This is a genomic window from Streptomyces mutabilis, assembly GCF_046628145.1.
GTDB lineage: Bacteria > Actinomycetota > Actinomycetes > Streptomycetales > Streptomycetaceae > Streptomyces > Streptomyces mutabilis.
Window position 1 is genome coordinate 1,733,525 of record NZ_CP176874.1, and the last position, 22,748, is coordinate 1,756,272.

Genomic DNA, 22,748 nt, shown 5'->3' on the forward strand with positions numbered 1-22,748 from the left:
ATCTCATGAACCGACGCCCTATCGAACGTCTGTTCCCAACAGCCTCACCCCCACCATAGACCAATTTTCGAATGTGTGTGCGACATCCGTTCGGCCCCGCCCCACCTGCGCAAACGCCGGTCGGCCCGGACCGTGGGGACATGTCGCACACCCCTGTCGCCGGCCCCCGGAAAAGCTCCTTCCTCGGTGAGGTGAAGGACGCCGTCACCCCGCGGGCCACCCTGCTCGTGCTCGGCGTGATCGCGCTCCAGCTGCTGTTCATCGCCTCCTACGTGGGCGCACTGCACGACCCGAAGCCGAGGGACGTCCCCTTCGGGGTGGTAGCTCCGGCGGCGGCCGCCGGGCAGACGGTGGACAGGCTGGAGCGACTGCCCGGGTCGCCGCTGGACCCGCGCAAGGTGGCCGACGAGGAGAGCGCCCGGCGGCAGATCACGGACCGGGAGATCGACGGCGCCCTGATCGTGGACCCGGACGGCACCAGGGACACCCTGCTGGTCGCCTCCGGCGGCGGCACCGTCCTCGCCACCACCCTGGAAGGGCTCGTCTCCGAGGTGGAGCGGGCCGAGGACCGCACGGTGCGGACCGTCGACGTGGCCCCCGCCTCGGCCCGGGACTTCGACGGGCTGTCGTCCTTCTACCTGGTCGTGGGGTGGTGCGTCGGCGGCTACCTGTGCGCCTCGATCCTGGCGATCAGCACCGGGGCCCGGCCGGCCAACCCGGTCCGCGCGGCGATCCGGATCATCGCCATGGCGCTGGTGTCGATCGTCGGCGGACTGGGCGGCGCGGTGATCATCGGGCCGATCCTGGGCGCGCTGCCCGGCAGCGTGGTGGACCTGTGGGGGCTCGGCGCGCTGATCACCTTCGCGGTGGGCGCCGCCACACTCGCCCTCCAGGGCGTCTTCGGGGTCGTCGGCATCGGGCTGGCGATCCTGCTGGTGGTGATCGCCGGCAACCCGAGCGCGGGCGGCGCCTTCCCGCTGCCGATGCTGCCGCCGTTCTGGAAGGAGATCGGCCCGTGGCTGCCGCCGGGCGCGGGCACCTGGGCGGCCCGCTCGATCGCCTACTTCAAGGGCAGCGCCGAGACCGTGTCCCTGCTGGTGCTGTGGGCGTGGGCGGTCGCGGGGACGGTGATCACGCTGCTGGCGGCGGTGCTGCGCGGCCGGCGGCAGGAGACGGAACTGCCCACGCAGGCCGGCTGACCCGCCGCGGACGCGCGGAAGTCCCGCCCCTCGCGCGCGGGACGGGACTTCAGCGGCACCTCAGAGGTACTTCACAGGTGCGGGCGCAGCTCAGCCGATCTGCGTACCGGTGGCCGACAGGGCCTCCGTCACCGGCTGGAAGAAGGTCTCGCCGCCCGAGGTGCAGTCGCCGCTGCCGCCGGAGGTGAGGCCGATGGCCTGGTCGCCCGAGAAGAGCGAGCCACCGCTGTCGCCGGGCTCGGCGCAGACGTCGGTCTGGATCAGGCCGTTGACGATGTCGCCGTTGCCGTAGTTCACGGTGGCGTCCAGGCCGGTGACCGTGCCCGAGTGCACCTGGGTGGTGGAGCCGCTGCGGGTCACCTCCATGCCGACGGTGGCCTCGGCGGCGCCCGAGATGGCCTGGGAGGAGCCGTCGTAGAGGTTCACCTCGCTCGGGTGGTCCACGTCGGCGGTGTACTTGACCAGACCGTAGTCGTCGTCCGGGAAGCTGGACGCCGCGTTCTCGCCGATGACGTTCCCGGAGGAGTCCGACCAGGTGGTGATGCCCTCGGTGCAGTGACCGGCGGTGAGGAAGTACGGCTCCCCGCCCTTGGTCACGTTGAAGCCGAGGGAGCAGCGCCCGCCGTTGCCGGTGATGGCGTCGCCACCCGCGACGAAGGGCTTGTACTCGCCCTTGGTCCGCTTGAGCTCGGCCTTGGCGCCCAGCCCGTCGACGACCTTGGCCAGCTTGGCCCACTCGGCCTTCGAGACCGTGCGGTCGGCGGTGACGACGACCTTGTTGGTGGTCGGGTCGGTCGCCCAGGAGGTGCCCGGGATGGTGGCGTCCTCGGTGAGGGTGGTGCGCGCGCTCTTCAGGTCGGCGAGCGAGTTCTCGACGATTCTCGCCTTGGCGCCGGCCTCCTCGACGGTCTGCGCGGCGCCCTCGTCGAGCACGTTGACGACGAGGCTCTTCGCCTGTGCGTCGTAGTACGTGCCCGCCGCGTCGGCGCCGAGGTCGCCGAGCAGCGTGGAGGCGAGCTTTCCGGCCGCCGTGACCGACAGGGTCTCGGGGGCGGAGGCCTTCGGGGCCTCGCTGGCGTTCGCACTCTGGAAGGTGACTCCCGCGGCGACCAGTGCGGTGATACCCGCACCAACCACGGCGGCCCGCCGCCTGGGTATGCGTCGGTGCTTCAACTCACGTCCTCCTGTGGGGGGTCGACCCGAGAGGTTGTGGGGACCTCGCGGGCCGGAAGGCTGGTTGACGAGCGCTAACTCTTCCAACCTCACAGTGGGCACACAAGGTCGACTTCAGGACGTGCGCACGACAACTTCAGCGTGCACACACGACCTTCACCATTCATGTCCCTTCCAGCAGGATTCGTGTGACGAACGCTCCAGCAAACGCTACGAGTCAGTAACCGGCGACCGGCGGCACAGGCCGACCCCTGTCTGAAATTCACCTCTTGCGCGACGGTCCTCGATCGTGCGTCTACACGCGGTGGCGGCTCCCGGACGTCCGGACAAGGCAGAGCCCCCGCACACCGGCCGGTGTGCGGGGGCTCGTCGCGCTGCTGGCTGCGCTCGGTTCGACGGACCGCGGACCGCGCGGCCCGACGGACTGCCCGACGGTCTAGTAGACGCTGACGCCGTAGGCGCTCAGGGCCTCCGTGACGGGCTGGAAGAACGTCGTACCGCCGGAGGAGCAGTTGCCGCTGCCGCCGGAGGTCAGACCGTACGCGGTGCCGTTGCTGCCGTAGAGCGGGCCGCCGGAGTCGCCGGGCTCGGCGCAGACCGTGGTCTGGATCAGCCCGGAGACGATGTCGCCGCCGCCGTAGTTGACGGTGGCGTTCAGGGCGGTGACCCGGCCGCTGTGGGTGCCCGTGGTGGAGCCGTCGCGGATGACGGTGGTGCCCACGCTCGGGGTGGCCGCGCGGGTGATGTCCACGCCGTTCGCGGTACCGGGCCGGCTGACGGACCCGCTGTACCGGACGATGCCGTAGTCGTTGCCCGGGAAGCTGGACCCGGCCGTCGAGCCGATGACCGAGGTGCGCCCGGAGTTGGAGTACCAGGTGCCGGCGCCGTCGGTGCAGTGACCGGCGGTCAGGAAGTACTCGGCGCCGCTGCTGCTGCGGACGTTGAAGCCGAGGGAGCAGCGCCAGCTGCTCGCGTAGATGGCGTCGCCGCCCTGGATGAGCTTGTTGAACGTGCCGGGAGTGCGCTCGATCTTGAGGGCGCCGGCCTTGTCGCCGGCCTCCTTCTTGATCTTCGCGATCTCGGCCTGGGAGACCGTGCTGTCGACCGTGAGGAGTACCTGGCCGGACTTGCTGTCGACGGCCCAGGCGGTGCCCGGGACGTCGGCCTCGAGCACCGCGCCGCTGGCGCTGTTCAGCTCGGCGGCGCTGAAGGTGGCGGGGGCTTCCGAGGCGTTCGCGCTGGGGATCGCGATCGCGGCTGCGGCCACGATGCCGGTGGATACGGCGATCAGCCGAGTCCGTCTCGTGATGCCGCTGCGGGGGGTGGTGCGCTTGATCCTCACTTTTCGTTCCTCCATAAAGGAAGTCGGGGGCCCTCTTGTGGGGTTGGGCCCGTGAGGCGCAGCCAGGGACGGACGTTCGGGTTCCGAATGCGTCGTGCCCCTGACAAGCGCTGATGTTGGAGTATTCGGCCGAACGGCCGGTCGGCGCAAGAGTGCACTTTCGGCCGTCAACCTTTGAACCACCCCTGAGCGACCTCCGCCGCCCCCGCCGGGCCGGGGATCGCCATGGGACGAGCCCGCACGCCGCACGCCGGACGCCGGACGCCTCAGCAACTGCAGCCGCAGTCGCAGCCGTCGCAGCCGCACCCGTCGTCGCCGCAGCAGTTGCCGCAGCACTCGCAGCAACTGCAGCAGTCACCGCACCCGCTGCAGTCGCAGTTGGCGCACGTCCCCTCCTTGCGCTCTCCGCTCCACGGGTCGTGGTACGTGCCGCAGCACAGCTGGCACGTACAGGCCAGCCCCACCCACACCGCGCACCCCGCGAGCAGTCCGCGCCGGTTGCCTCGCGGCGGCTCCGGCGGCATCGGCGCACCGGGGCCGCCGGGGGCGCCCGGAGTGCCGGGCGGGGCGTACGGGTGGTGGCTGCCGTGCGCGCAGGAGACGGTGCCGAAGGCGCGGTCGACGGAGTTGGCCAGCTCGTGCACGAGCAGCCGGTGCACCAGCCGCCCGTCGGTGAACTCCACCTCGCGCAGCGCGAGCCGCACGCCGTGCAGGGCGTCGTCCGCGAGCCGACGGGCCTCGGTGAGCGGGGTCCCGGTGGCGGTGAGCGGGTTCCAGGCACCCGACGCGGCGTCAGCGTCCTTGTCCTCCACGGCGTCGAGGAGGTGGGCGAGCCGGCCGAACAGGCGCCCGGCCTCGGCGAGCGGTTCGGCGTTGTACGGGCGAGAGGCGAGGTGCGCGGTGTGCGCGAACGCGGCGGCGGTCGCGGTCTCGGTCGGCTCGGTGACGGTGAGCAGCGGCGTGCCGGGCCCGGCGAGCGCCTCGATGCCGCCCTGCCGGTCCACCGCGTCGACCAGTACGGCGGTGTCGAAGCCGACGGCGCTGCCGCCGCGCGCACCGGCCGCGTCCCAGCCGGTGGCGATCCGGCGGGCGGCGAGGGCCACCGGACGCCGGGCCAGCATCCCGTCCCGGTCGGCGACATGGTCGCGGACCTTGGCCGAGGCCAGCACCAGCGAGACAGCCGCCGCGAGCCGGGCGCCCTCGCCGTGCGCGACGGAAGCGGTCCGCATCCCGCGCAACGGGCAGGGCCCCGCCGTACGCCGCCCGGCGCCCGCGCCGCCCCGCTCGGCCTGAGCCTCCGTCAAAACCGATATGAGCAGCCCGTCATAGTTCGTCACGATCCGCGCGAACTGTCCGTGGTCCTTGCGCAGCGCGAGACACAGTCCGCACAAATGCGCCATCCACTGACTCGTGAGGCTCTCCCCGAGCCGGTGCCTGCACGGCCTGACGATTCCGAACACGACTTTCCCCCGTGGTCCGTACGACGTTGAGCTGCGGCATCGTACCGACCGCCGCGTTCACCCGTACGCACCCCCTCTCACCCGTCCGCCGAGAAGAATCATATTTCACTCACAGTCAGCCTCCGTTTGGGAAACGACCCTTGGGACACAAGGACTCTCGACGGAATCGCTGTGCACCAGTACCGTCACAAACCCCCCGCGCGGCGTCTATCCACTTGGCGCGACGTCCGCATCATGGATGACCATAGGGATGCGGAAGCACGAAAGACCGCTGTGAGAGGAGGCGTCCATGGGATCGGTACGCAAGGCGAGTGCGTGGCTCGGCCTCGTCGACGACAACGATGACGAGCGCTACTACGACGACGACTACTCCGAGGGCAACGAGTCCGGCGACGCCTGGGTCACCGACCCGCGCGTCAAGGTGGCCTCGGACGTGGCCGAGGAGAGGGGCCGCCGCATCGCGACGGTCACCCCGGACAGCTTCCGGGACGCACGGTCGATCGGCGAGCTGTTCCGGGACGGGGTCCCGGTCATCATGAACCTGACGGCCATGGAGGGGGCCGACGCCAAGCGCGTGGTCGACTTCGCGGCCGGGCTGATCTTCGGCCTGCGCGGTTCGATCGAGCGGGTCTCCACCCGGGTGTTCCTGCTGAGCCCGGCCGACACCCAGGTCATCAGCGGCGAGCCCGCCGCGCACCGTTCCGACGGTTTCTTCAACCAGAGCTGAGGCGGGGCCGCGCACCACGGCCCCGCCCTCCCGGCCGGACTCTCAGCGGAAGGCGTCGAGTCCGGTGAGCGCCTTGCCGAGCACCAGCTGGTGCATCTCGACGGTGCCCTCGTAGGTGAGCACCGATTCCAGGTTCGTCGCGTGCCGCATCACGGGGTACTCCAGGGAGATCCCGTTGGCGCCGAGGATCGTCCGCGCCGTCCGGCAGATGTCGATGGCCTCGCGCACGTTGTTGAGCTTGCCGAAGCTGACCTGCTCGGGACGCAGGCGGCCGGCGTCCATGCGCCGCCCCAGGTGGTGGGCGAGCAGAATCCCCTTGTGCAGTTCGACCGCCATGTCGGCGAGCTTGGCCTGGGTGAGCTGGAAGCCGCCGATCGGCCGCCCGAACTGCTCCCGCGACTTCGCGTACTCGACGGCCGCCTCGAAGGAGCTGCGGGCCGCGCCCATGGACCCCCACACGATGCCGTAACGGGCGTGGGTGAGGCAGCTGAGCGGTCCGCGCAGTCCGGTGACCTCCGGCAGTACGGCGTCGGCGGGCAGCCGTACGTCGTCCAGGACCAGCTCACTGGTGACGCTGGCCCGCAGCGACCACTTGTGCTTGATCTCGGGCGCGGAGAAGCCGGGGCTGTCGGCCGGCACGACGAACCCGCGGATCCCCTCCTCGGTCTGCGCCCAGACGACGGCGACACCGGCCACCGAACCGTTGGTGATCCACATCTTGCGCCCGTTGAGCACCCAGTCCCCGCCGGCGTCGCGCTTGGCGCGGGTGCGCATGTTGGCGGGGTCGGAGCCGTGGTCGGGCTCGGTGAGGCCGAAGCAGCCGATGACCTCGCCGGCGGCCATGCGCGGCAGCCAGGTCCGCTTCTGCTCCTCGCTGCCGAAGCGGTGGATGGCGTACATGGCGAGGGAGCCCTGCACGGAGACCAGCGAGCGGATGCCGGAGTCGGCCGCCTCCAGCTCCAGGCAGGCCAGCCCGTACTGGACGGCGCTCGCGCCGGCGCAGCCGTAGCCGTCGAGCGACATGCCGAGCGCGCCGATGGAGCCGAGTTCGCGCGCCAGCTCCCTGATCCCGGGCAGCTCGCCCTTCTCGTACCAGTCCGCGATGTGCGGCAGCACGCGGTCGGCGGCCCAGTCCCGCACCGTGTCCCGGACGGCCAGGTCCTCCGGCTCCAGGAGGTCGTCGACGCCGAGGGGGTCGGCGGGGTCGAAGGCGGGCAACTTGGGGGACGCGGCCATGGAACACCCTCCGGGGCTCTTCAAAACTAGCGCTGCTAGTCGCGGTTCTCGTGCCGACGTTACGACGCGCGGTGCCGCACGTCCACCATGCCCGTCTCCCACGCGCGCACCCCCGGCGGTCACACCGACACGCGTGACTCCACCGCGTCCCGGGGTGTCGGCACGGAAACCGCCTCGCACTGCATCACCCGAGGCAACCGCAACGCCATCAGCGCCCCCAGCAGCAACAACCCCGCACTCACCACCAACGTCACATGCAGCCCGTGCACGAACGCGTCCCCCGCGGCCCGCCGCAGCGCCACCCCCGCAGGCCCACCGAGCTGCGCGGCGACCTCGTACGCCTCCCCCAGCGAATGCCCCGCCGCCACCGACGCCGACGCCGGCACGCCGGGCACACCCCCCGTCACCCCCGGCGCGTACGCCGCGTTCATCACGCTGCCCAGCAGCGCGATCCCGATTCCGGCGCCCAGCTGGTACGACGTCTCGCCGATCGCCGCCGCCCCGCCGGCCTGCTCCTGCGGCGACTCGCTCAGCATCGACTCGTACGCCCCGAACAGCGTCGTCTCCAGACCGAAGCCGAGCAGCACGAACCCGGAGACCAGCAGCGCGCAGTTGTCGGCCCGGCCCATCGCGGTCAGCAGCAGCACCGCGAAGGCCGTCAGGCAGAACCCGGCGCACACCATCCGCCGCGGCCCGAACCGCCGCAGCATCCGCGCGCCGGCCAGCCCCGCCGCCATCGCCGCGAAGGTCAGCGGCAGCAGCCGCAGCCCGGTCTGGAGCGGGGACAGCCCGAGCACCAGTTGCAGGTACTGCGCCGCGATCAGTTCCAGGCCCACCAGCGCCAGCATCGCCAGCACGATGCACCCCACCGACGTGCTGAACGCCGGCCGCCGGAACATCTCCAGGTCCACCAGCGGATGCGCACGCCGCCGCTGCCGCCGTACGAAGGCGACCAGCAGGGCCGCGCCCGCCACCAGCGGCAGCACGGTGAACACGCTCGCCACCGGCTCGCCGCCGCCCAGCCGCTTCACCCCCAGGACCACCCCGAAGAGCCCGGCCGCCGCCATCAGCGCGCCGACCACGTCCCAGGGGCCGGCGCCGGCGCCCTTCGACTCGGGCAGCAGCAGCCGCCCCACCGGCAGGCTGACCAGCATCAGCGGGATGTTGACGAGGAAGACCGAGCCCCACCAGAAGTGCTCGAGCAGGAAGCCGCCGAGCAGTGGCCCGACCGCCGCGCCGACCGCGGCCACGGCGCTCCAGATGCCGATGGCGAGCGCCCGTTCCCGCCGGTCGGGGAAGACCTGCCGCAGGATCGACAGCGTCGCCGGCATGATCATCGCGCCGCCGACACCGAGCAGCGCGCGGGCCCCGATCAGCACCTGGGCGCTGTCGGCCACGGCCGCGAGTGCGGAGGCGACGCCGAACAGGGCATAGCCGAGCAGGAGGACCCGTCTGCGGCCCACCCGGTCGCCCAGGGTGCCGAAGAGGATCAGCAGCGAGGCGCAGACGAGTGGGTAGACGTCGACGATCCAGAGCAGTTCGATCGCGCCGGGCCTGAGGTCCTCGGTGACGGCGGGGACCGCCACGTGCAGCACGGTGGCGTCGACCGCGACCAGCAGCAGGCTGACGCAGAGGACGACCAGAACCACCCAGCGGTTGGCACCGGCCCCGGCCGCCCGGCGGCGCAGCGCGGCGGCAGCCGTGGTCGTCCCGGACATGTACGTACCTCCAAGATGTTCCCTCGCGTCCGGCGGGCTGCGGGGTGGGGACTCCCCGGCGGCTCGGCCGGAGAGGAGCGGGGTCTCCGGGCCGTGCAACGGAACGCGAGTGACTCGTCAGGGTACGCGAGACCGAGCACCGCACACGTGGTGGGCCTCACACATCCCGCGTGACCCGTGTGGCATGCGCCACTGCGGCCGCGGCCCGCTCGCCCCGGCCGGTCGGCCGGCACCCGCCCCGGCGGATAATCGAGCCCGTGACCGATCTTGAAACGCGCACGGCGGGCCGCCCGGGTGCCCTGCGCCGGGCCGCCCCGGCGCTCCTCGGCTACGCGGCCGTACGCGCCCTGGGCCTGCTCGTGCTGGCCCTGTGGAGCGCCGCGCGCGACAAGAGCGCGTACACACTGCTGACCGCCCGCTGGGACTCGCTCTGGTACACCAGGGTCGCCGAGCTGGGCTACGGGTACGAGGTGCGGCTGCCGAACGGCGACGTGCACTCCAACCTGGCCTTCTTCCCGCTGCTGCCCTGGCTCGAGCGGCTGGGCGCGGCGGTCTCGCCGCTGTCGTACGCGGACGCGGGCTTCGTCGTGAGCCTCCTGGCCTCGCTCGCCGCGGCCTGGGGGATCTTCGCGGTGGCGGAGCATCTGTACGGCCGCCGCGCCGGCGTGTGCGCGGTGCTGCTGTGGGCCGTGCTGCCGGTCGGGATCGTGCAGTCGATGGCCTACAGCGAGTCCCTGTTCACGGCGCTGGCCGCCTGGGCGCTGTACGCGGTGCTGACCGGACGCTGGGTGACGGCGGGGCTGCTGGCCGCGCTTGCCGGGCTGACCCGGCCGGTGGGGCTCGCGGTGGCGGCGGCGGTGTGGACGGCCGCGGTCGTGGCATTCGTGCGAACCCGGAGCGTCACCGCCCCGGACGGCGCCCGCGACGCGGGACGCGCCCCCGGCGACGGCGCGCGGCGCGTGCTCGGCGCGGTCCTCGCGCCCCTGGGCGCCGCCGGTTACGTCCTGTGGGTCGGCCACCGCACCGGCAAGGGCCCGTTCGGTTATCTCGACGTCCAGGCCGGCTGGCGCAACGGCTTCGACGGAGGAGTGGCCTTCGCCCGCTTCGTCGCCGGGAGGTTCACGTCGTTCCCGTCGGCCCTGGCGGGCGTCGCCCTGGTGATCGGGGTCGTACTGCTGATCGGGCTGTACGTCGTCGGCGTACGGCAGCGCCAGCCGCTCCCGCTGCTGGTGTACACGGGGATCGTCGTCGCCCTCGCCCTGTGCGCGTCGAGCTACTTCGGCTCGAAGCCACGTCTGCTGATGCCCGCCTTCCCGCTGCTGCTGCCGCTCGCCCTGGCCCTGGCCCGGCTGCGGACCTCCAGGCCAGCGCTGGTCGTGGGCGGTGTGGCGGTCGCGTCCGCGGTGTACGGGGCATTCTGGCTCAACGGCTCGGGCCCGCCCTGACCGGCCGGGCCCGCCGGTGACCACCGGTGACCACCGGGATAATTCCGCACCAGCATTCGGTGAACGAATTCATAAGCACGATAAAACCGCCGACCGGGCCGATCAAAGGAATTGAAGTCCACCGCCGGACCGGATTGCGGATTCCTCGGAATTGGGTCACCGCCTGAGAGGAATCCCACATCACATCGTCATCACAAAGCCGTTGTTTCGGAGGGGATCACTCCTCACTCGCTGTAACGTCGATTGGGTGCGTACCGAACGTAGCCTCACCCGTCTGGATCGGGTGTTCGCGAGACTCGACCGGGAGCCGGAACGGCCGGTCCACCTTGATGTGCCGGAGATGAGCCGGCACCGGATCGCGCTGTTCGCCGGAACCCTCGCGTTCTACATCGCGATCGTGTGGGCGGTGCTCATCACCTCGTGGCTGGTCCGCCTCGACTGGCAGGTCATGTTCTTCCGGCCCTACCAGCAGTGGCCGGAGATCCACGCCTTCGTCGACTACTACGTGGTCCTCGGCCAGCGCGGCCCCACCGCGGTGATGGTCGCGGCCTGGCTCGGCTGGCGCTCCTGGCGGCAGCACACGCTGCGCCCCCTGCTCGCGCTCGGGGCGTCCCTGCTCCTGCTGAACGTCACGGTCGGCGCCGCGAAGATCGGCATGGGCCGGCTCGGACCGCACTACGCGACCACGATCGGCTCGAACGAGATGTGGCTCGGCGGCGATATATTTCCGAGCGGTCACACCGCGAACGCCGTCGTGACCTGGGGCATCCTGGCCTATCTGGCCTCGACGCCGAGGGCGCGGCGCTGGCTGTCGGCACTGTCCGCGGTCGTCTCGCTCGGGGTGGGCATGTCCACCGTCTACCTCGGTACGCACTGGCTCAGCGACGTGCTGCTCGGCTGGGCCGCGGGCCTGCTCATCCTGCTGGCGCTGCCGTGGTTCGAGCCGACGATCACCCGCGCGGAGACCTGGATCCTCGACCTGCGCGACCGCTGGTTCGCCCGCCTCAGCCGCCCGCGACCGGCGAAGGAGCCGGTCAATACGCCCGTGGCTCCCGTGCCGCTCGGCCCCGGGCGGGAGGAGACCCCGGTGCGCGAGCCGGTCACCGCGCCGCGCGCCCGGACATCCGTGCACCTGGCCCCGGGCCCGCACACCGCCCGCTCGGACCGTACGCCGGTGACCCCGGCCGGCAGCCGCCGGCCGCCGCACGCCGACCGCCACCCGCGCAACGCGGCCCCGGCCGCCCGCCCCCTGTCGGGGAGCTGACCCCGCACACGACGCCGCGGGAGCCGGTACGCACAGCCCCTCCCCCGGCGTCAGCCCTTCCAGGCGCGGGCCACGCGGCCGTCCTTCACCTCGAAGTTGAGGCGTCCCACGCGGTACTCCATCGTGATGACCGTCCCCGGTGCCAGTGACCGCACCGTCGACCAGCCCCGCTCCCGGGCGAGCCGTTCGGCCGCCTCGGATTCGAGGCCCACATAGGTGTCCGGACTGTCCGGGGGTTCGGTCGGGGGTGTCGGAATCGGTGCCATGCCGTCACGCTATGCCCTGCTCCCCGAGCGGGGAAGCCCAGGTCGGTAACCGGGCTCACGGACACCTGTCCGGTCACATTTCTGTCACAGGATCACGGGCAGCGTTTTGACCGAACTCCATACCCGGACGGAGGGCTTCCGGCACCTTTCGTGGGCATGCCAGGTAAATTCCCGCGTGTCGCACCGACCCTTCGAATAGAGGGCCGGAAAAGGCGCGCAATGCGCCCGGGGAGGCTCGCCGTATTCCGCGTTCGAGCAGCTCCGAACGGGCTTGCGGATATCGGGTACCGGCACAGGGAACGCATCGCCCGCTCACAGGTCCCCCGGCTCCCGCCCGATCCGTCGGCCCGGTCCAAGGCGCTGGTGAGCCGGTCGCGTGCCGTCCTGATCTCCTCCGTCGGCCCGGCCCGGCTCCAGGGCCCCGAAGCCGGGCCCGCGCAGCAGCACGTGGATCACCATGCCGTCCGGACTTCCGGCGTCGGTGCGCGGCGGGCGGCGGCACGGCGACGAGTCCGCCAGGGGTCGCGGACAGGTTCTGTCCGCGTCCGTCAGGGCTCCAGAGCGGTGACGGACACCGACAGGTCGTTGTCCCGGGTGTAGTACGGCCCGGCTTCCGCGGGGCCGTACCGCGTCCGTACGCGCGCGCGTGGATAGGTGAAGACGGGGTGCTTGTCGGCGACATCGTCCAGCAGTCGCGCGACGCGGACGGCGGGGCCCGAGTCGCCGGTGGGCCGCAGCCACAGGTCCCAGACGCCCGGCACGAGCGTGCCGTAGGGCACGGTGAAGCCGAACTCCGTCCGGCCGGCCGTGAGCTCCAGCCGGCGCACACCGCCCTCGCCGGTGCCGGTGGTGCCGGGCCGGGCGCGCAGCTCGGCGTGGGCTCCGTGGGCGAGCTGAGTGCCGTACACCCGCCCGTGCACGGTCAGTCCGTCGTCCGCGAGGCGCAGCTCCCCGGTCTCCGCGTGCGGGGCGCGCAGCCAGCTGCGGACGGTGAGGTTGCCCTGCCGGGTGGCGTACGGGATGCGGACGGCAACGTGGCCGAGCAGTCCGCTGGGGGTGCGGTCGGCGAGGGAGCGCAGGTCGGTGACGCCGGGCACCAGGCGGCGCGGCTGCTCGCGGTCGGACACCCGCGCGTAGGCATCCCAGCGGCCCTCGGGCAGGGCGACGCTGCTGGGCAGCGCGGCGCGCAGCCGGCCCTCGGCGGCCGGGGCGAGCGGGAGGCTCACCGTGTCCTCGGTGGCCTCGCAGTCGCGGCGGCGCAGGATCAGAAGAGGCGTCCCGAAGTCCCCGTGTGCGGCGACGTCGAAGGTCAGACCGCCCGCGGAGTCGCCGATGCAGTCGGCGCGCAGCGGGGCGGCCGGTGGGGTCGGCGGCGTCATGCGGTGCGGTTCCTCCCTGGGTGTCCCGTCGTCCGGTTAGACCCGGAACCCTGCCTTCTGGTTGTCCGTGTCCGATTGCGATGTGGTCACGACCGGGGTGCTTTTCGATCACCCGGTTCATTCGCTGATTTCCCGATTTGTCGACCACGGAGCACCGTGACCGGCACCCGTCCGACCGCCCCAACGCCCTTGCTGCTCACGCCACTTGGCCACCCCCGGGTGCTGCGGGCCGACAGGCGGCCACGCGTGCCGCATGGTTCGATTCCGTTGGCCATGGGGCGTTACTCCCGCCACAGATCGCCCGTTGTCTTCTGCATGAGCCGGGGACCGCCCGGACCACGGCCCGGGAGCCACCCGGTCCGGCCACGCACCGCATCCCGAGGGAGCCACCCGTGCCGCGCATGCTCGACGTCAGCGACGACGTACGCGCCGAGATCGGCGACGAAGAAGCCGACCGCCTGCTCTCCGGGGAGTCGGCCCCGGGCAGCTACGACTGCACGTCCTGCCGCACCCCGGGCGACTGCGAACAGGAACGCACCAGCACCGTCCTCTTCATCGGCGAGGAGACGGCCGTCCTCGCCTTCGCCCACGCCGGCTGCCTGCCCTCGCAGGTCGTCAAGGTCACCGAGGAGCAACTCCAGGGGGCCGTGCGGTCCATCAACGCCGACCAGGCCCGCCCCCAGCCGGACCAGGCCCAGCCCCGGCCCGAGCAGGCCGCTCCCGGCAACGTGGCGCCCGAGCAGGCGGTGCTCGGCGTCACCAGCGGGCTGATCCTGATCGCCGGGGAGCTGCACCCGGCCCTCGTGGTGGAGCCCACCGCCCCCATCGCCCGCCCCGGCACCGTCGGTTCCGGCGACGACTTCCTGCCGCTCCTCATCGAACAGGGCTTCCTGCCGGTCACCGAGCTGACCACCACGCCGACCGTGCTGCACGGCTGGTCGGTGCTGCTCGCGATGGGCCAGCTGCACGCGGTGCTCCAGCCCGGCACGAACGGCGGCCGGCCGGTGGCCTGGTGGCAGGCGCACCAGCCCCTCCAGGTCACCGAGGGCTGGCGCACGGCGGCCAACAAGCACCAGCAGGTGCTGATGTTCGCGGCGCCCGTCGGCTCGATCGGACGGCAGCCGCGCGAGGACCTGCTGCGGGACGCCCTCGACAAGGCGGCGGCCAACGGTCAGCTGGTCGCGGCGGCCCTGCCGCTGGCGGGAACCTGAGCACCGTCCGCGCGTACGGCGCCAGGCGGTCACCGTCCGGCCGCATCCCTTCCAGCCCGGTGTCGTTTGGACATACGTGTACGCATACGACGCCTTCCACCGCCAGTGCGGTCCCTCGGCCACGCCGATCTACGACGCGCTCTACGCCGAGTACGTCAGGTCCTTCCGATCGCTCCCGGGTGATCGCAGCGGCGAGGAGGAGCTGGGATTCACGTCCTTCAGGAGCCTCCCCCGCGGCAGGGGCTCCTACAGCGCCTACAGCGCCGGGGCCCAGAGCGCCCGCGTGGGCCAGCAGTCGGTGTGGCAGCGCGTCGGCACGCACCACGTCCCGGCCGCGCTGCCGCCCGCCCCTCGCTCGGGCGGCTGACGGACACCCAGCGACGAGAGAGGGCGCCCCCGGCCGGGGGCGCCCTCTCTCGTCGCGTCGTCGCCGCTACTTCTTCTTCGCGCCGCGCTTCTCGCGCACTCGCACGGAGATGTGGATCGGCGTCCCCTCGAAGCCGAACTCCTCACGCAGCCGCCGCTCGATGAAGCGCCGGTAGCCCGCCTCGATGAAGCCGGAGGCGAAGAGCACGAACCGCGGGGGCTTGGTGCCCGCCTGGGTGCCGAACAGGATGCGCGGCTGCTTGCCGCCCCGCACGGGGTGCGGGTGGGCGGCGACCAGTTCGCCGAGGAAGGCGTTCAGACGGCCCGTCGGGACGCGGGTCTCCCAGCCGGCCAGGGCCGTCTCGATCGCCGGGACCAGCTTCTCCATGTGCCGGCCGGTCTGCGCCGAGACGTTGACCCGCGGGGCCCAGGCCACCTGACCGAGCTCGGTCTCGATCTCCCGCTCCAGGTAGTAGCGGCGCTCCTCGTCGAGGGTGTCCCACTTGTTGTAGGCGACGACGATCGCGCGTCCCGCCTCGACGGCCATGGTGACGATCCGCTGATCCTGGACCGAGATCGACTCGGAGGCGTCGATGAGGATGACGGCCACCTCCGCCTTCTCGACGGCGGCGGCGGTCCGCAGCGAGGCGTAGTAGTCGGCGCCCTGCTGGAGGTGGACGCGCTTGCGGATGCCCGCCGTGTCGACGAACTTCCAGGTGACGCCGCCCAGTTCGATCAGCTCGTCGACCGGGTCGCGGGTGGTGCCGGCCAGCTCGTTGACGACGACGCGCTCCTCGCCTGCCACCTTGTTGAGCAGCGAGGACTTGCCGACGTTGGGGCGGCCGATCAGGGCGATGCGGCGCGGGCCGCCGACGGCGGTGCCGAAGGTCTGCGCCGGGGCCTCGGGCAGCGCCTCCAGGACCTTGTCCAGCATGTCGCCGGTGCCCCGGCCGTGCAGCGCGGAGACCGGGTGCGGCTCGCCCAGGCCCAGCGACCACAGGTAGGAGGCGTCGGCCTCGCCGCTCGGGCCGTCGACCTTGTTGGCGCACAGCACGACGGGCTTGCCCGCCTTGCGCAGCAGCCGTACGACGGCCTCGTCGGTGTCGGTGGCGCCGACCTTGGCGTCCACGACGAAGACGACGGCGTCGGCGGCCTCGATGGCGTACTCGGCCTGCGCGGCCACGGAGGCGTCGATGCCGAGGACGTCCTGCTCCCAGCCGCCGGTGTCGACGACCTTGAAGCGGCGGCCCGCCCACTCGGCCTCGTAGGTGACGCGGTCGCGGGTGACGCCGGGCTTGTCCTCGACGACGGCCTCGCGGCGGCCGATGATCCGGTTCACCAGGGTCGACTTGCCGACATTGGGGCGGCCGACGACGGCGAGGACGGGCAGCGGGCCGTGCCCGGCCTCCTCGATCGCGCCCTCGACCTCCTCGATGTCGAAGCCCTCTTCGGCGGCCAGCTCCATGAACTGCGCGTACTCGGCGTCGCCGAGCGCCCCGTGGTCGTGCTCCTCGCCCGAGCCCTCGGAGTGGATGTGGTCGTTCATGAAGTCCGTACCTCGTTCATCGTGGTGATCGGTGGAAAACCCCCAGTTCCGGGTGATCCACTACTCAAGTGTCGCCTAGCGGCTCGTGAGCCGCCTGGCGTTTTCCAGGTGCGCGGTGAGCTGCTTCTGGATGCGTTCGGTTGCCTCGTCCAAGGCCTTGCGGGTGCGCCGTCCGCTGCCGTCGCCCGCGTCGAAGGGGTCGCCGAAGACGACGTCGACCCGGGAGCGCAGCGGGGGCAGCGCCTTTATCAACCGTCCGGGCCGGTCGGTGCTTCCCAGCACCGCGACCGGGACGATCGGGGCGCCGCTGCGCACCGCGAAGTAGGCGAGCCCGGCGCGCAGCGACGCGAAGTCGCCCTCGCCCCGGGTGCCCTCCGGGAAGATGCCCAGCACGCCGCCGTTCTCCAGCACGCCCAGGGCGCGGGCGATGGCCGTGCGGTCGGTGGAGTGCCGGTCCACCTCGAGCTGGCCGATGCCGGTCAGGAAGCGTCCGAGCGGTCCGACGAACGCCTCCTTCTTGATCAGGAAGTGCGTCGGCCGGGGGGCGACGCCCATGACCATCGGGCCGTCGATGTTGTGCGAGTGGTTGACGGCGTAGATCACCGGGCCGTCGGCCGGCACCCGCCAGGCGCCCAGCACGCGCGGCTTCCACAACCCGTACATCAGGCCGACGCCGATGCGCCGCCCGACCTCGGCGCCCCGCGCCGACGGGACCTCGGTCACTTCCCCGCCCGCTTCTCCTCGACGAGGGTGACGACGCACTCGATGACCTGCTGGAGGGTGAGGTCGGTGGTGTCCACCTCGACCGCGTCGTCGGCCTTGGCCAGCGGCGAGGTCTTGCGGCTGGAGTCGGCCGCGTCCCGCTTGATCAGGGCCTCGCGGGTGACGTTGACGTCGGCGCCCTTCAGCTCGCCGCTGCGGCGGGCGGCGCGGGCCTCGGCCGAGGCGGTGAGGAAGATCTTCAGGTCGGCGTCCGGCAGCACGGTCGTGCCGATGTCGCGGCCCTCGACGACGATGCCGAGCGGGGCGCCGGCGGCGATGCTCCGCTGCAGCTCGGTGATCCGGGCCCGCACCTCGGGGACGGCGCTGACCGCGCTGACCTTGGCGGTGACCTCCTGGGTGCGGATCGGGCCGGCCACGTCCGTGCCGTCGACCGTGATGGTCGGGGCGGCCGGGTCGGTGCCGGAGACGATCTCGGGCTTGCCGGCCGCGGCGGCGACCGCGTGCGGGTCGTCGGTGTCGATGCCGTTGGTCACCATCCACCAGGTGATCGCCCGGTACTGGGCGCCGGTGTCCAGGTAGCTCAGGCCGAGCTGGGCGGCGACGGCCTTCGACGTGCTCGACTTGCCCGTGCCGGAGGGGCCGTCGATGGCGACAATCACGGCCGGGGCGGTCGGGGCGGCGCCGTTTTCCACGAGGGGACACCTTCCTGGTGCGGTGCGGTGGGTGGTGTGCGGGACGCGAACGCGTCCCGCACAGGGCCTGTCCGATGATTCCCGTCGTCCGCCCGGAGGGCGGGCCCGGCGGCGTCCGGTGCGTGCGATCGCAAGGCGCCGGAGCGCCCTCGTGGCGGAGCCACGCGGACGTTTCGGCAACGCGGCGAGCGTGCGTGCCAGGCATCGCCGGGCAGGCGGGAATCATCGGACAGGACCTAGGTTACCGGGCTCGCAGGACCCCTCTTGCAGCCGTACGGCGCCCGCGGTCACTGCCGGATCGCCCAGCCCCGCTCCTTGAGGGCCGCCGTCAGCACGGCGGCGGCCCTCGGCTCGACCATCAGCTGCACCAGACCGGCCTGCTGCCCGGTCGCGTGCTCGATCCGCACGTCCTCGATGTTGACCCCGGCCCGTCCCGCGTCGGCGAAGATGTTGGCCAGCTGGCCGGGCTGGTCGTCGATGAGGACGGCCACGGTCTCGTAGACGCGGGGCGCGCTGCCGTGCTTGCCGGGGACCCGCACCTGTCCGGCGTTGCCGCGCCGCAGCACCGCCTCGATGCCGGCGCTGCCCTCGCGGCGCTTGACGTCGTCGGAGGACTGGAGGGCGCGCAGGGCCCGCACGGTCTCCTCCAGGTCGGCGGCGACGTCCCCGAGCAGGTCGGCGACCGGCCCCGGGTTCGCCGAGAGGATGTCGATCCACATCCGGGGGTCGGAGGCGGCGATCCGCGTCACGTCGCGGATGCCCTGCCCGCACAGCCGTACGGCGGCCTCCTCGGCGTGCTCCAGGCGGGCCGCGACCATGCTGGAGACCAGGTGCGGCATGTGGGAGACGAGGGCCACGGCACGGTCGTGGGCGTCCGCGTCCATCACCACCGGTACCGCGCGGCAGTGCGAGACGAGTTCCAGGGCGAGGTTCAGCACCTCGGTGTCGGTGTCCCGGGTCGGGGTGAGCACCCAGGGCCGGCCCTCGAAGAGGTCGCCGGTGGCGGCCAGCGGCCCGGACTTCTCCCGGCCGGACATGGGGTGCGTGCCGATGTAGGCGGAGAGGTCGAGGCCGCGCGCCTCCAGCTCGCGCCGGGGGCCGCCCTTGACGCTGGCGACGTCGATGTAGCCGCGGGCGGCGCCGCGCCCCATGGCGTCCGCGAGCACGTCGGCGACGAGTGCGGGCGGGGCGGCGACGATCGCGAGGTCGACGGGCCCGTCCGGCGCCTCGTCGGTGCCGGCGCCCAGCGCGGCGGCCGTCCGGGCCTGCTCGGGGTCGTGGTCGGCGAGGTGGACGGTGACGCCCCGCTGGGTCAGGGCGAGGGCGGCGGAGGTGCCGATGAGGCCGGTGCCGATGACGAGTGCGGTTCTCACTGGGCGATGTCCTTGCGCAGGGCCGCGGCGGCGCCGAGGTAGACGTGGGAGATCTCGGCGCGGGGCCGGTCGGACTCGATGTGCGCGAGGATCCGGACGACGCGCGGCATGGCGCCCTCGATGTCCAGCTCCTGGGCGCAGATCAGCGGGACGTCGGTGATGCCGAGCCCCCGGGCGGCGGCGGCCGGGAAGTCGCTGTGCAGGTCGGGGGTGGCCGTGAACCAGATGCTGATCAGGTCGTCGCCGGTCAGCCCGTTGCGTTCGAGGATCGCCGTCAGCAGGGCCGCGACCTGCTCGCCCATGTGCCCGGCCTCGTCCCGCTCCAGTTGGACGGCGCCCCGGACCGCTCGTACCGCCACGGCGATGCTCCTTGCTGACGTGCGTATCGGTTCTTGGTCCGTCCAGCCTAGTCAGCCCGCCGCGTACCGGCTCCGGGCGCCCGTCTCCTGAGACGCTGTCCCGGCCGGAACCCTCTCCCCCGGAGGTGCGAGATGCCCCACACCCCCACCCGCCGTACGGTCCTCCTCTGCACGGGCGCGGCGGCGCTCGCCGCGGGCTGCGGCGACTCGGGCGGCGACGGCGGCTCCTCGGCCGCCTCGCCGGGGCAGGAGCTGGCACCGACGAGCGACATCCCGGTCGGCGGCGGCCGGATCCTCACGGACGAGAAGATCGTGGTGACCCAGCCGGAGCAGGGCACGTTCAAGGCGTTCTCGGCGGTCTGCACGCACCAGAACTGCCTGGTGTCCCAGGTGCGGGACGGCACCATCGACTGCGCCTGCCACGGCAGCCGGTTCAGCATCACCGACGGCTCGGTGGAGCAGGGACCGGCGACGCGGCCCCTGCCCGAGGAGCGGATCGCGGTGGAGGGAAATTCGGTCCGGCTGGCGTGATCCGCCCGCGTACGCTCCCGGCATGGACCCCGAGACCCTGGTGCGCGACCACACGATCTACGCCTGTGTCATGGGCTCCCGCGCCTTCGGTCTGGCGACGGAGGACAGCGACACGGACCGCCGGGGTGTGTTCCTCGCCCCGACGCCCCTGTTCTGGCGCTTCGAGAAGCCGCCGACGCACGTGGAGGGCCCGGCCGAGGAGCAGTTCAGCTGGGAGCTGGAGCGCTTCTGCGAGCTGGCCCTGCGCGCGAACCCGAACATCCTGGAGTGCCTGCACTCCCCGCTCGTCGAGTACGCCGACGAGACCGGCCGCGAACTCCTCGCCCTGCGCGGCGCGTTCCTCTCCCGCCGGGTCCACGAGACGTTCACGCGGTACGCGCACGGCCAGCGCCGCAAGCTCGACGCCGACGTGCGCACCCACGGCGCCCCGCGCTGGAAGCACGCGATGCACCTGCTGCGGCTGCGACGTCCGCCCGCGACCTGCTGCGCACGGGCACCCTCACCGTCGACGTCGGCGACCGGCGCGATTCGCTGCTCGCCGTGAAGCGCGGCGAGGTGCCCTGGCCGGAGGTCGAGGCCCGGATGACCCGCCTGGCGGAGGAGGCCGAGCGGGCCGCTCCCGGCAGCCCGCTGCCCGCCGAACCGGACCGGCGCCGCGTCGAGGACTTCCTCGTCCGCGTCCGCCGGGCCTCAGCTCTCCAGCCGCGTCCGTACGACGAAGTCGTGCAGGGCGTCGTACGCGGCGGGGGCGTCGGGCAGCGCTGACGCCGCCTGCGCCGCGTCCAGCACGCCGTGCAGCCGCTCCATGTCGGCCCGCACGCGCGCGTGGTCGACGCCCGTGTCCCCGTGCCCACGCTCGGCCTTGGCGGCGATCAGAGGGGAAGCCGTAGAGGTGGGCGCCGGAGACGGTGGCGAACAGCACCGGAAAGGGCTGGTCGGCCACGACCGGGGCCAGGTCGATGTCGAGGGCGTCGATCTTGTGATCAAGCGTCCCAGAGCGCTCCGAGGGACAGCAGGTCGGCCCGGTACTCGATGCGGTCGGCCCACTCGGCGGGCCAGGCGTCGGCGCCCAGGTACGCGCCGGCGAAGGCGCCCGCGAGGCAGGCGATGGAGTCGGAGTCGCCGGAGGTGCAGGCGGCGCGGCGCAGGGCGGTCAGCGGCTCGTCGACGAAGAGCAGGAAGCAGAGCAGCCCGGCCGCCATGGCCTCCTCGGCGATCCAGCCCTCGCCGACCACCAGGCACGGGTCGGTCTCCGGCGAGACCGTGCGCACCGCCTCCCGGAGCCGGTCGAGTATCGCCAGGCACTCGTCCCAGCCGCGGGCGATGAAGTGCTCGGGGGTCGGGTCCTGGGTGCGGGTCCACAGGTCGCCGAGCCAGCGCTCGTGGTAGCGGGTGCGGTTGTCGTAGGCGTACGACCGCAGCAGCCCGACCAGTCCGGTCGGTTCGGCGCCCTCGGCGAGCAGCCGTACGGCGTGCGCGGTGAGGTCGGAGGCGGCGAGCGCGGTCGGGTGCCCGTGGGTGAGCGCTGACTGGAACTGGGCGGCTCCCGCGCGCTGTTCGTCGCTGAGACCGGGGGCGAGTCCGACGGGGGCAACGCGCATGTTGGCGCCGCAGCCCTTGGAGTGGACCTGGCTGGCGTCCTGCCAGGGGCGGTCCGGCGTCTTGAGGAGGTCGCAGGCGCGCAGGCAGGTGTTGCCCGGCGCCCGGTTGTTCTCCGGTGACTGGTACCAGTCGACGAACTCCTCGCGCACCGGCCGTTCCATGCGCTTGGGCCCGAGCGGCCCCCGGTCCATCGCCGTCCGCAGCCCCTTCCCCAGCGCCAGCGTCATCTGCGTGTCGTCGGTGACGATCGCGGGCCGGGGCAGCTGCATCTCCCGCCAGGGGCCGAACTTGGCGAGGATCGACGGGACGTCGTTGAACTCGGTGGGGAAGCCCAGCGCGTCGCCGAGGGCGAGCCCGGTGAGCGCTCCGGTGGCGGCGCGCTTGGTGACGGTGGTCGTGGTCATGCGGGGCGTCCTTCCCGAGGGGCGCGGAGCAGGGGCGGGTGCAGGGTGGTGGCGGGGCCCGCGCGGTAGAGCGCGGCCGGTTTGCCGCGGCCCCCGGTGAGGCGGGCGGCGCCGGGGACCGCTTCGACGAAGCCCGGGGTCGCGAGCACCTTGCGGCGGAAGTTGGGCCGGTCCAGGGCCGTGCCCCACACCGTCTCGTAGACCTGTTGCAGCTCGCCGAGCGTGAACTCGGCCGGGCAGAAGGCGGTGGCCAGGCAGGTGTACTCCAGCTTGGCGCCGACGCGCTGCCGGGCGTCGGCCAGGATCCGGTCGTGGTCGAAGGCGAGGTCCACCGCGGCGTCGTACGGCACCCAGCGGGCCTGCGAGGCGTCACCGCCGCCGTGCGGTTCGGGTGGGTCGGGCAGCAGCGCGGCGAACGCGACGGACACCACCCGCATGCGGGGGTCGCGGTCGGGCTCGCTGTAGGTGCGCAGCTGCTCCAGGTGCAGCCCGGTCACGTCCGCGAGGCCGGTCTCCTCGGCCAGCTCGCGCCGGGCCGCCGTCTCCGCCGACTCCTCGGGCAGCAGGAAGCCGCCGGGCAGCGCCCAGCGGCCGGCGTACGGCTCCTGTCCGCGTTCGACGAGCAGCACGTGCAGCGCGTCCGCGCGGAGCGTGAGGACGGCGAGGTCGACGGTGACCGCGAAGGGCTCGAAAGCGTGCCTGTCGTAGCCGCGCATGACCGGCCACCCCCTT

21 protein-coding genes and 1 pseudogene are annotated in these 22,748 nt (G+C 72.6%); 8 read left to right on the forward strand and 14 right to left on the reverse strand.

Translation table 11 applies throughout. The features are described from left to right. Positions 1–140 precede the first annotated feature (140 nt). On the forward strand, positions 141–1,199 hold the full coding sequence (locus ACLIN4_RS07630) for an ABC transporter permease (RefSeq protein ID WP_107479522.1): 1,059 nt from the start codon (positions 141–143) through the stop codon (positions 1,197–1,199). A gap of 90 nt (positions 1,200–1,289) precedes the next feature. On the opposite strand, the gene ACLIN4_RS07635 is transcribed toward ACLIN4_RS07630, so the two are convergent. From ACLIN4_RS07635 to ACLIN4_RS07645, 3 genes are all read right to left on the reverse strand, one after another. Next, positions 1,290–2,372, reverse strand: coding sequence for a S1 family peptidase (locus ACLIN4_RS07635; RefSeq protein ID WP_107479521.1), 1,083 nt, complete (start codon positions 2,370–2,372; stop codon positions 1,290–1,292). A gap of 436 nt (positions 2,373–2,808) precedes the next feature. Then, positions 2,809–3,714, reverse strand: coding sequence for a S1 family peptidase (locus ACLIN4_RS07640; protein ID WP_100047225.1), 906 nt, complete (start codon positions 3,712–3,714; stop codon positions 2,809–2,811). A gap of 266 nt (positions 3,715–3,980) precedes the next feature. Beyond that, entirely contained in the window at positions 3,981–5,174 is a 1,194-nt protein-coding gene (locus ACLIN4_RS07645; RefSeq protein ID WP_307653033.1) for a DUF5685 family protein, read from the reverse strand. 289 nt (positions 5,175–5,463) lie between these two features. Between ACLIN4_RS07645 and ACLIN4_RS07650 the strand changes: the two genes are divergently transcribed. Further along, positions 5,464–5,901: a cell division protein SepF gene (locus ACLIN4_RS07650; protein ID WP_100047223.1), complete on the forward strand. Its 438-nt coding sequence runs from the start codon at positions 5,464–5,466 to the stop codon at positions 5,899–5,901. 42 nt (positions 5,902–5,943) lie between these two features. Here ACLIN4_RS07650 and ACLIN4_RS07655 read toward each other — a convergent pair whose 3' ends face one another. Both ACLIN4_RS07655 and ACLIN4_RS07660 read right to left on the reverse strand, forming a co-directional pair. Then, positions 5,944–7,137: an acyl-CoA dehydrogenase family protein gene (locus ACLIN4_RS07655; RefSeq protein ID WP_107479520.1), complete on the reverse strand. Its 1,194-nt coding sequence runs from the start codon at positions 7,135–7,137 to the stop codon at positions 5,944–5,946. Between the two features lie 119 nt (positions 7,138–7,256). Next, the gene (locus ACLIN4_RS07660) at positions 7,257–8,855 is read right to left on the reverse strand and encodes an MFS transporter (protein WP_411575610.1); all 1,599 of its coding nucleotides are present in this window, start codon (positions 8,853–8,855) and stop codon (positions 7,257–7,259) included. Between the two features lie 257 nt (positions 8,856–9,112). Between ACLIN4_RS07660 and ACLIN4_RS07665 the strand changes: the two genes are divergently transcribed. Together ACLIN4_RS07665 and ACLIN4_RS07670 are read left to right on the forward strand one after the other, a co-directional pair. Next, complete coding sequence (locus ACLIN4_RS07665) at positions 9,113–10,300, forward strand: mannosyltransferase family protein (protein WP_290013708.1); 1,188 nt, start codon at positions 9,113–9,115, stop codon at positions 10,298–10,300. Between the two features lie 247 nt (positions 10,301–10,547). Beyond that, the gene (locus ACLIN4_RS07670; RefSeq protein WP_411575611.1) at positions 10,548–11,564 is read left to right on the forward strand and encodes a phosphatase PAP2 family protein; all 1,017 of its coding nucleotides are present in this window, start codon (positions 10,548–10,550) and stop codon (positions 11,562–11,564) included. A gap of 50 nt (positions 11,565–11,614) precedes the next feature. On the opposite strand, the gene ACLIN4_RS07675 is transcribed toward ACLIN4_RS07670, so the two are convergent. Next, the gene (locus ACLIN4_RS07675; RefSeq protein ID WP_411575612.1) at positions 11,615–11,830 is read right to left on the reverse strand and encodes an I78 family peptidase inhibitor; all 216 of its coding nucleotides are present in this window, start codon (positions 11,828–11,830) and stop codon (positions 11,615–11,617) included. A 548-nt stretch (positions 11,831–12,378) separates the two neighbouring features. Beyond that, positions 12,379–13,209 (reverse strand): hypothetical protein, encoded by an 831-nt coding sequence (locus ACLIN4_RS07680; RefSeq protein WP_411575613.1) that lies wholly within the window; start codon positions 13,207–13,209, stop codon positions 12,379–12,381. Between the two features lie 392 nt (positions 13,210–13,601). On the opposite strand from ACLIN4_RS07680, the gene ACLIN4_RS07685 reads away from it, so the two are divergent. Together ACLIN4_RS07685 and ACLIN4_RS07690 are read left to right on the forward strand one after the other, a co-directional pair. Then, the gene (locus ACLIN4_RS07685; protein ID WP_290013712.1) at positions 13,602–14,420 is read left to right on the forward strand and encodes a hypothetical protein; all 819 of its coding nucleotides are present in this window, start codon (positions 13,602–13,604) and stop codon (positions 14,418–14,420) included. Between the two features lie 76 nt (positions 14,421–14,496). Continuing rightward, complete coding sequence (locus ACLIN4_RS07690; RefSeq protein ID WP_100047216.1) at positions 14,497–14,787, forward strand: hypothetical protein; 291 nt, start codon at positions 14,497–14,499, stop codon at positions 14,785–14,787. Between the two features lie 66 nt (positions 14,788–14,853). Here the strand turns inward: ACLIN4_RS07690 and der are convergent, their stop codons facing one another. The 5 genes from der to aroH form a co-directional block, all read right to left on the reverse strand. Next, the gene (gene der, locus ACLIN4_RS07695) at positions 14,854–16,332 is read right to left on the reverse strand and encodes a ribosome biogenesis GTPase Der (RefSeq protein WP_043374647.1); all 1,479 of its coding nucleotides are present in this window, start codon (positions 16,330–16,332) and stop codon (positions 14,854–14,856) included. Between the two features lie 75 nt (positions 16,333–16,407). After that, positions 16,408–17,055, reverse strand: a complete 648-nt coding sequence (locus ACLIN4_RS07700) for a lysophospholipid acyltransferase family protein (protein WP_107478190.1) — start codon at positions 17,053–17,055, stop codon at positions 16,408–16,410. After that, entirely contained in the window at positions 17,052–17,747 is a 696-nt protein-coding gene (gene cmk, locus ACLIN4_RS07705) for a (d)CMP kinase (protein WP_107478191.1), read from the reverse strand. The genes ACLIN4_RS07700 and cmk overlap by 4 nt, the downstream gene beginning before the upstream one ends. 287 nt (positions 17,748–18,034) lie before the next feature. Then, the gene (locus tag ACLIN4_RS07710; RefSeq protein ID WP_100048211.1) at positions 18,035–19,120 is read right to left on the reverse strand and encodes a prephenate dehydrogenase; all 1,086 of its coding nucleotides are present in this window, start codon (positions 19,118–19,120) and stop codon (positions 18,035–18,037) included. Continuing rightward, positions 19,117–19,479 (reverse strand): chorismate mutase, encoded by a 363-nt coding sequence (aroH, locus tag ACLIN4_RS07715; RefSeq protein ID WP_100048210.1) that lies wholly within the window; start codon positions 19,477–19,479, stop codon positions 19,117–19,119. The genes ACLIN4_RS07710 and aroH overlap by 4 nt, the downstream gene beginning before the upstream one ends. Positions 19,480–19,611: 132 nt before the next feature. On the opposite strand from aroH, the gene ACLIN4_RS07720 reads away from it, so the two are divergent. Together ACLIN4_RS07720 and ACLIN4_RS07725 are read left to right on the forward strand one after the other, a co-directional pair. Continuing rightward, on the forward strand, positions 19,612–20,010 hold the full coding sequence (locus ACLIN4_RS07720; protein ID WP_107478192.1) for a Rieske (2Fe-2S) protein: 399 nt from the start codon (positions 19,612–19,614) through the stop codon (positions 20,008–20,010). Between the two features lie 22 nt (positions 20,011–20,032). Then, positions 20,033–20,775, forward strand: a pseudogene (locus tag ACLIN4_RS07725) (DNA polymerase beta superfamily protein). A 218-nt stretch (positions 20,776–20,993) separates the two neighbouring features. Here ACLIN4_RS07725 and ACLIN4_RS07730 read toward each other — a convergent pair. Then, entirely contained in the window at positions 20,994–22,016 is a 1,023-nt protein-coding gene (locus ACLIN4_RS07730) for an ADP-ribosylglycohydrolase family protein (RefSeq protein ID WP_289911164.1), read from the reverse strand. Next, positions 22,013–22,732 (reverse strand): NUDIX hydrolase, encoded by a 720-nt coding sequence (locus ACLIN4_RS07735; protein WP_107478195.1) that lies wholly within the window; start codon positions 22,730–22,732, stop codon positions 22,013–22,015. Before ACLIN4_RS07735 ends, ACLIN4_RS07730 begins: the two co-directional genes overlap by 4 nt. Between the last annotated feature and the right edge of the window lie 16 nt (positions 22,733–22,748).

Bases quoted from the DNA above. Each gene is read 5' to 3' on its own strand.
- ACLIN4_RS07735 (WP_107478195.1), bottom strand. From the start codon at position 22,732: ATGCGCGGCTACGACAGGCACGCTTTCGAGCCCTTCGCGGTCACCGTC.
- ACLIN4_RS07730 (WP_289911164.1), bottom strand. From the start codon at position 22,016: ATGACCACGACCACCGTCACCAAGCGCGCCGCCACCGGAGCGCTCACC.
- ACLIN4_RS07680 (WP_411575613.1), bottom strand. From the start codon at position 13,209: ATGACGCCGCCGACCCCACCGGCCGCCCCGCTGCGCGCCGACTGCATC.
- ACLIN4_RS07675 (WP_411575612.1), bottom strand. From the start codon at position 11,830: ATGGCACCGATTCCGACACCCCCGACCGAACCCCCGGACAGTCCGGAC.
- ACLIN4_RS07630 (WP_107479522.1), top strand. From the start codon at position 141: ATGTCGCACACCCCTGTCGCCGGCCCCCGGAAAAGCTCCTTCCTCGGT.
- ACLIN4_RS07650 (WP_100047223.1), top strand. From the start codon at position 5,464: ATGGGATCGGTACGCAAGGCGAGTGCGTGGCTCGGCCTCGTCGACGAC.
- der (WP_043374647.1), bottom strand. From the start codon at position 16,332: ATGAACGACCACATCCACTCCGAGGGCTCGGGCGAGGAGCACGACCAC.
- ACLIN4_RS07660 (WP_411575610.1), bottom strand. From the start codon at position 8,855: ATGTCCGGGACGACCACGGCTGCCGCCGCGCTGCGCCGCCGGGCGGCC.
- ACLIN4_RS07720 (WP_107478192.1), top strand. From the start codon at position 19,612: ATGCCCCACACCCCCACCCGCCGTACGGTCCTCCTCTGCACGGGCGCG.
- ACLIN4_RS07655 (WP_107479520.1), bottom strand. From the start codon at position 7,137: ATGGCCGCGTCCCCCAAGTTGCCCGCCTTCGACCCCGCCGACCCCCTC.